1 protein-coding gene is annotated in these 223 nt (G+C 63.7%); it reads left to right on the plus strand.

Annotated features, from left to right (window positions below; translation table 11 throughout):
• Positions 1-65: 65 nt before the first annotated feature.
• Positions 66-223 (plus strand): kinase/pyrophosphorylase (locus E4K09_RS23855; protein WP_166802483.1); only part of this gene is annotated, 158 nt, incomplete at its 3' end.

Genomic DNA, 223 nt, shown 5'->3' on the forward strand with positions numbered 1-223 from the left:
TCCGCGCGATTTGCTCATTGACCAGTGGGCATCGGTCACAACAATGGTGTCCACTTTCAGGACGGATGCTCGGGAGAACCGTCGTGCCGGGACGCAGCTACTTTCATCTCCCCCTCGTCTCCGACTCGACGGGCGAGACCCTGATCACCGTCGCCCGCGCCGTGGTGGCGCAGTATGAAGGCGTGGCCGCCATCGAGCATGTCTATCCGCTCGTGCGCTCCCC

It is taken from the genome of Microvirga pakistanensis, from assembly GCF_004458765.1.
GTDB classification, from domain to species: Bacteria; Pseudomonadota; Alphaproteobacteria; order Rhizobiales; family Beijerinckiaceae; genus Microvirga; species Microvirga pakistanensis.